At 59.1% G+C, this 10,195-nt stretch carries 7 protein-coding genes; 1 reads left to right on the top strand and 6 read right to left on the bottom strand.

The features are described 5' to 3' along the window. Nucleotides 1-452: 452 nt before the first annotated feature. From ACT67G_RS11095 to ACT67G_RS11070, 6 genes are all read right to left on the bottom strand, one after another. Nucleotides 453-1,976 carry an O-antigen ligase family protein gene (locus tag ACT67G_RS11095; RefSeq protein WP_443664277.1) on the bottom strand — a complete coding sequence of 508 codons (1,524 nt, stop codon included), beginning with the start codon at nt 1,974-1,976 and terminating at the stop codon, nt 453-455. Between the two features lie 18 nt (nt 1,977-1,994). Next, nucleotides 1,995-3,011, bottom strand: a complete 1,017-nt coding sequence (locus tag ACT67G_RS11090) for a glycosyltransferase family 2 protein (RefSeq protein ID WP_325245878.1) — start codon at nt 3,009-3,011, stop codon at nt 1,995-1,997. Nucleotides 3,012-3,127: 116 nt separating this feature from the next. Continuing rightward, a complete protein-coding gene (locus ACT67G_RS11085) occupies nt 3,128-4,843 on the bottom strand; it encodes a tetratricopeptide repeat protein (RefSeq protein ID WP_443664276.1) in 1,716 nt (571 codons plus the stop codon). Nucleotides 4,844-4,856: 13 nt separating this feature from the next. After that, complete coding sequence (locus tag ACT67G_RS11080) at nt 4,857-5,735, bottom strand: tRNA lysidine(34) synthetase (protein WP_443664275.1); 879 nt, start codon at nt 5,733-5,735, stop codon at nt 4,857-4,859. A 32-nt stretch (nt 5,736-5,767) separates the two neighbouring features. Beyond that, nucleotides 5,768-7,324, bottom strand: a complete 1,557-nt coding sequence (cls, locus tag ACT67G_RS11075) for a cardiolipin synthase (RefSeq protein ID WP_325245872.1) — start codon at nt 7,322-7,324, stop codon at nt 5,768-5,770. A 122-nt stretch (nt 7,325-7,446) separates the two neighbouring features. Beyond that, complete coding sequence (locus tag ACT67G_RS11070; RefSeq protein WP_443664274.1) at nt 7,447-8,895, bottom strand: nicotinate phosphoribosyltransferase; 1,449 nt, start codon at nt 8,893-8,895, stop codon at nt 7,447-7,449. A gap of 210 nt (nt 8,896-9,105) precedes the next feature. On the opposite strand from ACT67G_RS11070, the gene ACT67G_RS11065 reads away from it, so the two are divergent. Beyond that, nucleotides 9,106-9,945 (top strand): BadF/BadG/BcrA/BcrD ATPase family protein, encoded by an 840-nt coding sequence (locus ACT67G_RS11065; protein ID WP_325245869.1) that lies wholly within the window; start codon nt 9,106-9,108, stop codon nt 9,943-9,945. Nucleotides 9,946-10,195 lie beyond the last annotated feature (250 nt).

Raw genomic sequence — 10,195 nt, 5'->3', positions numbered from 1 at the left:
GCTCCCAAAGCAAGCGCGCTACCAACTGCGCTACACCCGGTTATGAAGTTTTCCAATTGTGGTCAAACATGTGGTCATGGCCGTTTTTTGACCACCAGCTTTGCGAAAATCCTTTCCGCTTCTGCTAGTGTCTCAGCGCGTTGTGGGCCTAGGCTTTTTCCCTCATGGATGAGGCCCGCGCGCTCCCAAAGCAAGCGCGCTACCAACTGCGCTACACCCGGTTATGGAATTGTTTTATCTGTGGTCTTACATGTGGTCTTGGCCATTTTTTGACCACCAGCTTTTCTAAAATCCTTCCCGCTTCTGGTAGTGTCCCAGCGGGTTGTGGGGTTGGGCTTTTTCCCTCATGGATGGGCAAAGTATGCTCCCCAAAAACGTGGTAGAAGGGCGCACGGAGAAAGTTCCGCATTCCTCCGTGCGTCCCTTTTATTTTACCGGGTTTTGCGCGTAAGTCAAGTCTGTTCTTTCATCTCCTGCCGGCAGAGCTTGATCCCGGCAATGCCAACAGCAAACACAAACCAGAAAATGCACATAACCCTGGGATAGTTCCAAAGATAATCCGCAAGACCGCACACCATCGCACCGCACATAGCGGCACAGGCCCCACAGGTAATGGTTCGGGCTGCGGAGGGCCTGCAGTGACGGACAGTATGGGCAGCCTTTTTAATATTCCACAACATGGCGCTCACGAAGCCTACAATCCCCAATAATCCGGCCTCGATCCAAACCTCAAGGAAGAAGTTATGCGCATGCACAAAAGGCGCCTGGGCATGGTAAAGATTGAAGTCCGAAATATACGCTTGCGTAGCAGCTGTTCCCAGTCCCGCGCCGGAGATGGGAGACTTCCGGATAACTTCAATAGCCGCTTCATACAGCGGGATCCGGCTGGCTGTGGAGCTGTCCGATGTATTGGTAATCGTCAGGATCCGGTGCCAGATCGTATCCGGCAGGAACGGGACACAGAGAATGCTCAGCACCACAAAAGCCGGAATCAGCTTGGGTTTCCACAAAAACACCATGACCACCATGGCGCAGGCCATGCCCACCCAGCTGGCCCGGGAATACGTCATACCCAGCGCTACGATTCCCACCGCAAACACACCGCAGGCCACCAGCCGAGAGAACGGACGCCGGGAGCACAGAATCAGTGCCAGCACCAGCGGCAGCAGCAGGATCAGGACTTCTGCAAAGGTATTAGGATTATCAAAGAAGGACTCCACGCGGCCGGGCATTCCCTCATTAACCGTCAGATCCACATAGGACTCGTTGACCTCCACACCCTGGATCCGCTGATAGACGCCGTACAAGGAGGACACCAGTACGCAGAAACCTCCACCGGCTACCAGCCGTTTGAGATCCTCCGTGCACCGCACGGCACTGACCGTCACCAGCACACACAAGGCAGCGGAGATGTGATACACCAAAAACCGCAGCGACAGCGACGGTGCATAGGAAAACGCCACTGCCAGGAACATGGAGCCAAAGAGCACCAGGGGATAAAAACCGATGGACCGCACATCCAGCCGGAATGACCGGGTGTGCATAGCACCGGCGTGGAAGAGCACCAGTAAAAACGCAAACGCCATCAATGTATAGGCGTTATTCCAGCGTGAAAACGGGATCACCCAGAGCAGCATGATGAGCCACGACTGTGCGATGGCTGTTTCATCCCCCATGGCAAAGGCCAGCCGGGAAAAGAAGCTGTCCGCAAAAGTCAGCTGCAGTGCGCTATACAGCCGGTGCAGCAGCCAGGCAGGGAAATTGATGATGCCGCTCAAAAGCCGGCACAGGAAACTGTCCTCCCAGGCCCGGGCCACCACGCCCTCCCGGCACAGCACCCGCAGCAGGGCGCTGGTATCGATCTGGCGGTTGCACCAACTCCCCACAGCAGCCAGACAGCGGTGCAGCGTACTGTCATAATAGACTCCACAGAGCACCGCCCACAGGTGATAAATATAACTCTCGCGCAGTAACATGCTCAAATAGCTCCTCTTTCAGATTCGGTTCTTCAGGCGGTACATCTGTGCCAGCAGAAAGAAATGCTTTTTTCTCACCAGATCCGCCACCAACCGCTTGTTGGAGTTGAGACCCTCGGGCTTCAGCGTAGCAATGGCCCTGGCCATATCCGGCTCGGCGCACAGCGCTTCCACCGCCTTTTGCCGCTCCCGGAGTGTCTTGGGATTTCCCTTTGCAAATTCGTTTCCAACGGCAATCAGCAGCCCCGCCCAGTTGGTGTTCTCCCGCCACTGGGGACACTCCGACTCCAACTGATACCGTGCAGCCAACTCCTCCTTGCGCTCCATATAACGGCAAAACACCTTCCGGAAATCCTTCATATATTTGTGGGTGGCAGAGGCGGGATTGAAGAGATAGCGGTACAACGGCTGATCCGTTACCGCCAGTCGCCTGGCGTTGCAGAAATACTCCATCAAGAACAGCTCGTCCTCCAGATAGGCGCCCTCGAAGGTGATACCAACTTTCCGGATGATCTCCGTAGAATACAAAAAGCGCCAGATGAATCCGTTGAACACCGGCTGGCGGAGCCGCTCACCAAGCAGCGGCAGTACGATCCCCTTGCGGATGCCCTGCTCATCATAAACAGCCGGGGGAAGCAGCAGCTCCGCCTCCTCCCTGCCGTCCGGCCACAGATTCCAGTGGGCACAGCCGGCAGAATCCGCTCCTGCCCGCTCCCGCAGGTTCCACAGCGTCTCCAGACACTGGGGCTCGTAGCGGTCATCCACATCCAAAAAAGCGATATACGGGCTCCGGGCCTCAGCAAGGCCCAGATTCCGCGCCTTGCTGACGCCCTCGTTTTTCTCTTTGTGGAAGACCCGGATCCGGTCATCCCCGGCAGCGCACGCATCGCAGATAGCCGGGGAGCCATCCGTACAGCCGTCGTCCACGAGCAGCATCTCCCAATCGGAAAACGTCTGATGGAGCACGCTCTCCACGCATGCTTTGAGGTATTTCTCCGCCTGATAGACGGGAACAATCACAGAGATCTCAGGCACACGATCACTCCTTCGCACCTGCCGGTCTGGTTGATATTATTATGGCTGTAACAGAGGTATTGTACCGCACTTTACCGGGAAGGTCAACCTGCGCTGGAACCATCCGGCCCTGCTGCTCATCCATGTCCGCGCAGCTCGTTCCAGATATCCCACAGCAGGCTGCCGGGGTGATGCTGCCTGCGCTCCATGGCGGCCAGGGCCTCCCTAGCCTCCTGGTAGTCCTGCTTGGCAGCCGCCCGGTACCACTTTGCCGCTTCCTCCCGATCCCGGGCCACGCCCTTTCCGTGCTCCAAACACCAGCCAAGACTGAACTGCGCCCGGGGATAGCCCTGTTCCGCTGCCCGGCGATACCACCGCACCGCCTCTTCCCAACTCTGCTCTACGCCTTGACCGGCCTCATAGAGGCAGCCCAGGTTACACGCGGCGATGCGATCCCCCCGTTCCGCGGCCGCCCGGTACAGCTCCGCCGCCCGAACGGGATCCCGCTCCACGCCCTCGCCGTATTCATAGCACACGCCCAGGTTGCACATGGCGTGAAAGGAGCCGGCATCCACGGCCTTTTGATACCACATGGCAGCAGCAGCCGGATCCTTTTCCACACCGCTTCCCTGCCGGTACAGGACACCCAGGCAAAACATCCCCCGGGCCTCTCCCTGCTCCGCAGCCCGGCGGTACCAGGCTGCTGCGGCGGTGGAGTCCTGCTCAACACCCCTGCCGTACTCATAACACCAGGCCAGATTGCACTGGGCGCTGGCCAACCCCTGTTCCGCGGCGGCACGATACCACTTCACCGCCTCCTCCCAGTTCTGCTCCACGCCCTCGCCGCTTTCATAGCAGTACCCCAGGCAGCACTGGGCGTCCTCGTCTCCCTGTTCCGCCGCCGCGCGATACCAGGCAGCCGCCTGCCGGAGATCCACAGGCACGCCCTTGCCCCGCTGATAGCAGAGGCCCAGGCAAAGCTGCCCCCGGGGATAGTCCTGCTCTGCCGCCGCGCGATACCATTTCACCGCCTGGGCAAAGTCCTGCGTCACGCCTTTTCCATACTCGTAGCACCAGGCCAGGTTGCACTGGGCCCGGGGATAATCCTGCTCCGCCGCAGCCCGGTACCACTTGACGGCTTCGTGCCAGTTCTGTTCCACACCCTGACCCGTCTCACAGCAATATCCCAGGCAGCACTGGCCGGCGGGGCTGCCCAGCTGGGCGGCACTGCGATACCAAAAGACCGCCCGGGTCACATTCTGGGCAACGCCGGTGCCAAATTCCAGGCAGCGCCCCAACTCCGTCTGCGCCGCAGGATAGCCCAGCCACGCCGCAGAGCGATACCACTTCACTGCCTCCTGGAGGTTCTGCTCCGTACCGCTTCCCTGTCGGTAGGCGTCCCCCAGCAAAAACTGCGCCCGGGGAAAGCCCTGCCGCGCCCCCTTGAGGAAGCATTCCAGGGCCTTGGCGGGATCCACCGGCACGCCTACGCCGTTTGCATAGCAGTACCCCAGGTTTGTAAGGGCCGGGAGATAGTCCCGGGCCGCCGCCTGGGCATAGAGCACCACTGCGTGGGTAGGATTTGCCGCCACGCCCACACCGGTCTCCAGGCACCATCCCAGATTGGTCAGGCCGGACAAGCTGCCCATAGCTGCCGCCCGCTGGTAGCAGGCCAGGGCGTCCGGATCCCGGCCGCTGTCCACCGCCTGGTTTCCCAGCTGCACCCAGTCGCCGCCGGAGAGCATCTCCTCCTCCACCGGCACAAAGAAGGTACCGCCGCAGCGGGGGCAGGTATCCGGCTCCTCTTCCGCTATGTACCCGCACTCAGGATTTTCACAACGATAATAGTCCATAGTTGCCTTTCTCTCAGGGATTGGGCTCCTCCCCGCCCGGACACCAGGCGGTGCCGTCGTAAAACTCCAGGAAGGAGTGGCTCTGTCCTCTGTATTTGAATCCCGGGAAGGTGTCCAGCTGGACGCCGTGGATAGCCCGGAACATGCTCTTTTCCACGTTGGGGTTGGTCTTGCGCAGCTCCCGCAGCAGCATCTTCATCTCCTGGCGCTTGCTCTCCCCGATTCCGTCGCCGGAGGCATCCCGGGCCTCGGTAAAGCGGCAGGCACACTGGAGGAAACGCAGGTCATTATAGTTCTTCCAGGCGATGATGGCATCCTCATGGACGCAGTAGAGGGGGCGGATGAGCTCCATGCCCGGGAAATTTTTGCTGTGGAGCTTGGGGGGCATGGTCTGCAGCTGTGCGCCGTAGAAGAGCCCCAGCAGTGTGGTCTCGATAACATCGGAGAAGTGGTGGCCCAGGGCGATCTTGGTGCATCCCAGCTCCCGGGCCTTGCTGTACAAAAAGCCCCGGCGCATCCGGGCGCAGAGATAACAGGGATTCTTCTCCACCTTGACCGTAACGTCAAAGATATCGCTTTCAAACACCGTGATGGGGATTCCCAGCCGGGCAGCGTTCTCTTCGATCAGAGCCCGGTTGGCGGCGTTATAACCTGGATCCATCACCAGAAACTCCAGGTGAAAGGGCCGGTCCGTGTGCTTTTGGAGTTCCTGCATCAGCTTTGCCAGCACCATGGAATCCTTTCCGCCGGAGATACACACGGCAATGCGGTCTCCCGGGGAGACCAGCTCGTACCGCTTCACAGCGGCGATAAAGGGGTTCCACAAGCTCTTGCGATACGTCTTGATGAGGCTTCGCTCTGCGATCTCCTGGGGGGTAAGTTCTCTTGACATAGATCCTCCGTGGTAAGGTTTTCGGCGCTCTCTTACAGCCAGATGGCACCCAGTTTCAAAATGGAGGCGAACATCCGGCGGGGCCACGACCGTTTCTCCCACTCCTCCAGCGTATATAGCGTGCTGACCGCCGCCGTCTGATCCAGATCCTCCAGCAGCTCCTCCACCACAGGCGAGTGATAGAGCAGCACGCCGCACTCATAATGGAGCTGGAAGGTGCGGTAGTCCATGTTGGTGCTGCCCACCAGGGCCACCTCCCGGTCCACCATAACGCTCTTGGCGTGGAGGAAGCCCGGGGTATACTTGTAGATTTTCACACCGTGGCGCAGCAGCTCGCCCCAGTAGGTCTCCGCCACCATATAAGTGAACTTGTGATCCGGGATGGCCGGGATCATCAGCCGCACATCCACGCCGGCGTCAGCGGCGATGCACAGGGACTTCTGCATGGACTCCTCCACCGCGTAATAGGGGGTGGTCAGCGTCAGCATCCGCTTGGCGGATGCGATGAGCTGCAGATACGTCTCCTCGATGGGGTTGTCCGGGTTGTTCAGGGGCCCATCCGTAAAGGGCTGGCACCACCCGGCCCCCTGGGCCTGATGGCGGGGACGGTAGTAGTCGTCCTCATTGGGCATGGTACGTCCCATCATCTTCCACATCTGCATAAACTGGGTGGCAAAGCCCCAGGCCCCCTCCCCCTCGATGCGCACGGCGCTGTCCTTCCAGTGCCCAAAGCGCACGATGAGGTTGGCATATTCGTCGGCGATGTTGATGCCGCCGGTATAGGCATAGTATCCGTCGATGACGGCGATCTTCCGGTGATCCCGGTAGTTGAAATAGATGCGGTTGACATAGCGGTGGACGGGGTTGAACACCGCCACCTCGATGCCGGCATCCTGCATGGCCTGGAGCATCTCGTCGGACAGCCGGGTGATGTTTCCGAAGTCATCGAAGATGATGCGTACCTCCACGCCGTGGGCTGCCCGCTCCTTCAAAACGGAGAAGATCCGGTTCCAGATCTGCCCCTCTGCCAGGATATAGTATTCTAAGAAGATATAGACCTCCGCCTCCCGCATCCGTTCGATGAGGTCGTCAAAAAAAGCGGTGCCGTCGGGGAAATACTTGGCATCCGTATTGCGGTAAAGCAAAAAGCCCCGCTTTTGCAGATAGGCAGCCAACCGCCCCCATTCCGGAGACTGACGCCGCAGGCGGGCCAGATTGGCCTCGCTCTCCATACGGGTACTCTCCCGCTCCCGGATGGGCGGGACTTTCCGCATACTCAGGCTTTTGGCCTGATGCGTCCCGCCCCAAAGGCAAAAGAGGATCATGCCCGATACCGGCAGTGCCAGCAGCAGGCACATCCACGCCAGCTTGTAGGAGGGACTCCCCGGACGCTGGTAAACACGGATGGCGAATATGGCGCCCATGATCTCCAGCGCCGCATATACCACATAGGTTTTCTCCCGCAAAAAGCGGGTCAGCAGCAGCGTAATGGCGATCTGGGCAATGACCGTCAGCGCGCACATGGACAAGCTGGTCACTGCGGAAATCCGCCGCTCTGTCCGTTCCTCCGTCTGTAAGATCCGGCTCATTGGGGGATATCTCCTTTCCTCTGAACAACTGTTTATCGTGTTATTATACCCAAAAGAGCGCTCCTCCGCAACCATATTTGTGTAAACAAAAGCAGTCCCGCCCGGAAGGCGGGACTGCCTGCTCAGCGGCTTTGCCGCAGCAGCTCCTGCTTGATATCCCAGAGTTTCTGAGAGAGATCCACATAGTAATTATGGGGATTTTCAAAGCGCTTGACCTCGTCCCAGAGGGTGTCCACCTGTTCCTTGCAGTAAGCCTGGATCTGCTGGAGCGTGGGCTCCTGATACACCAGCTTGCCCCCCAGGAACACCGGCACCTGCAACGGGCGGGCTTCAAAATCCGTCAGGGTCTTGCGCTTCCAGGTGGAGCGGGGATCAAACAGCTCCAGAGGCTGCTTGTCATCCACCTGCTCGTCCCACACCGTCAGATAGTCCGCCTCCGCCTTGCCGGTGGCGCGGTCATACAAACGATACACCTTTTTGAAGTGGGGCGTGGTGATCTTGTTGACATTCTCGCTGACCTTGATCTTGGGAATGATATTGCCCTGATCGTCTTCAATGGCAACCAGCTTGTAAACGCCGCCGAACACCGGCTCACTGCGGGCGGTGATCATCCGCTCACCCACGCCGAACATGTCGATCTGGGCACCCTGACGCAGCAGATCCTGAATGATGTACTCGTCCAGGGAGTTGGACGCGGAGATCTGGCACTCCGTCCAGCCCGCAGCGTCCAGCATTTTCCGGGCCTCCCGGGTCAGGTACGCCATGTCGCCGGAGTCCAGCCGGATACCGCACTTGGTAATCCCCTTGGGCCGCAGGACTTCGTTGAAAGCCCGAATGGCGTTGGGTACACCGGACTTGAGCACATTGTAGGTATCCACCAGCAGCGTTGCATTGGTGGGATAGATCTCGCAGTATTTCTTGAATGCCTCGTACTCCGAATCAAACATCTGCACCCAGGAGTGGGCCATGGTGCCGCCGGCAGGCACGCCGTAGAGCTGATCGGAAATGGTGCAGGCTGTGCCCTTGCAGCCGCCGATGTAGGCCGCCCGGGCGCCGGAGATGGCACCGTCAGCGCCTTGGGCCCGGCGGGAGCCGAACTCCAGTACCGTCCGTCCCTGGGCCGCCCGGACGATCCGGTTGGCCTTGGTGGCAATGAGGCTCTGATGGTTTACCGCCAGCAGCGTAAAGGTCTCAATCAGCTGGGCCTGGATGGCCGGAGCCCGCACCGTCACCACCGGCTCCCGGGGAAAAATGGGAGTACCCTCCGGAATGGCATAGAGATCTCCGGTAAAGCGGAAGTCCGCCAGGAACTGGAGGAACTCCTCAGAAAAAAGCTGCTTGCCCCGAAGGAATTCGATATCCTCAGCGCTGAAGTGCAGGTTCTGGATATAGTCGATCAACTGGGACAATCCCGCGCAGACGGCGAAGCCGCCCTTGTCGGGCACATCCCGGAAAAACACATCAAAATAGGTAATACGATCCTGATATCCCGCCTGAAAATAACCATTTCCCATGGTCAGCTCATAAAAATCGCAGAGCATGGTCATGTTCAGTTTCTCTTCTGTTTTCATCTCACACCTCAAAATAAAAGTAAAGTCGGGTGTTACTTCCTCGATTATAAGCGCCGCCGCCGGGAAAAGCAATCGTTTTCTAAAATATTCGTGAAAGAATTATCAAATTTCATTGACTTCCTGCCTCCATCCCCCTATAGTAAAGGGTGCCGGCAGGCCCCTGAACGGCCTGCAAACCCTAATATCCGCACAGAGCGGACGGAGGTTCTTATGGACGTAATCTTAGGTATTGATATCGGCGGATCCACCACCAAGATCGTGGGGCTCCGGACGGACGGCAGCGTCATTTCCATGCTGCGGGTCCGGGCGGAGGATCAGGTGACCAGCCTGTATGGGGCCCTGGGCAATTATCTGACCAGCAACGGCCTCTCTTTGGAAAATATCCGCCGGGTGGTACTCACCGGTGTGGGTGCCTCCTTTGTGGATGGGAATATCTATGGGCTGCCCACCTGTAAGGTGGATGAGTTCCGGGCCAGCGGTACCGGGGCTCTGGCTCTTTCCGGGCAGGAATCCGCTGTGGTGGTGACCATGGGCACCGGCACAGCCTTTTTGTGGGCGGAGCGCTCCGGTGCTGTCCGCCACCTGTGCGGCAGCGGCATCGGCGGCGGCACCCTGGGCGGACTGTGCCACAAGCTGGTAGGGATGGAGCGCTTCGGCCAGATCAAGAAACTGGCCTCCTGCGGAGACCTCAACCAGGTGGATCTCACCATCCGGGACATCTCCAAAACCGTGGCTCCCACCCTGGATCCCAACATGACTGCCGCAAACTTCGGCAACCTGGCGGAGGATGCCTCTCCCGCTGATCTGGCCGCCGGAGCGGTGAATCTGGTGCTCCAGGCCATCGGCACCATGACGGTGCTGGCCTGCCAGGGCTGCGGTGCCTCCACGGTAGTCCTCACCGGCTCCATGACCACCCTGGATCAGGTGGGCCCCAACTTCCGCTTTTTCGAGGAGCTCTACGGCATCCATTATATCATTCCGGAAAACGCCACCTTCGCCACTGCCATCGGCGCAGGTCTTTGCAGTCTCCAGGAAAAAGCCGTTAAATAATCTCGACCTATGACAAAATCCCCGGCGGGAATTCCCGCCGGGGATTTGTTCTTTGCCAATGGGATTTAAGGAACCGGGATTACTCCTCGTCCTTGTCCTCCGCCTCATCCTCTTCCAGGCCGGTGAGATCGAACTCCAGCTTCTCGCCGCAGTTGGGGCAGATGACCTCGCCGTCATCCAGCACGGACTCATCAAAATAGATGGTCTCCTCGCAGGTGGGGCAGGTGGTGGCGTAGCAGTCCTCGTCCTC

This window comes from Dysosmobacter sp. (genome assembly GCF_052306735.1).
Taxonomy (GTDB): Bacteria; Bacillota; Clostridia; order Oscillospirales; family Oscillospiraceae; genus Oscillibacter.
Note: the sequence above shows the minus strand (reverse complement) of the source record. Positions and strands in the feature narration are given on the sequence as shown.

Coding starts and splice junctions, on each gene's coding strand:
- ACT67G_RS11095 (WP_443664277.1), bottom strand. CDS start 1,976: ATGTTACTGCGCGAGAGTTATATTTATCACCTGTGGGCGGTGCTCTGT.
- cls (WP_325245872.1), bottom strand. CDS start 7,324: ATGAGCCGGATCTTACAGACGGAGGAACGGACAGAGCGGCGGATTTCC.
- ACT67G_RS11085 (WP_443664276.1), bottom strand. CDS start 4,843: ATGGACTATTATCGTTGTGAAAATCCTGAGTGCGGGTACATAGCGGAA.
- ACT67G_RS11070 (WP_443664274.1), bottom strand. CDS start 8,895: ATGAAAACAGAAGAGAAACTGAACATGACCATGCTCTGCGATTTTTAT.
- ACT67G_RS11065 (WP_325245869.1), top strand. CDS start 9,106: ATGGACGTAATCTTAGGTATTGATATCGGCGGATCCACCACCAAGATC.
- ACT67G_RS11080 (WP_443664275.1), bottom strand. CDS start 5,735: ATGTCAAGAGAACTTACCCCCCAGGAGATCGCAGAGCGAAGCCTCATC.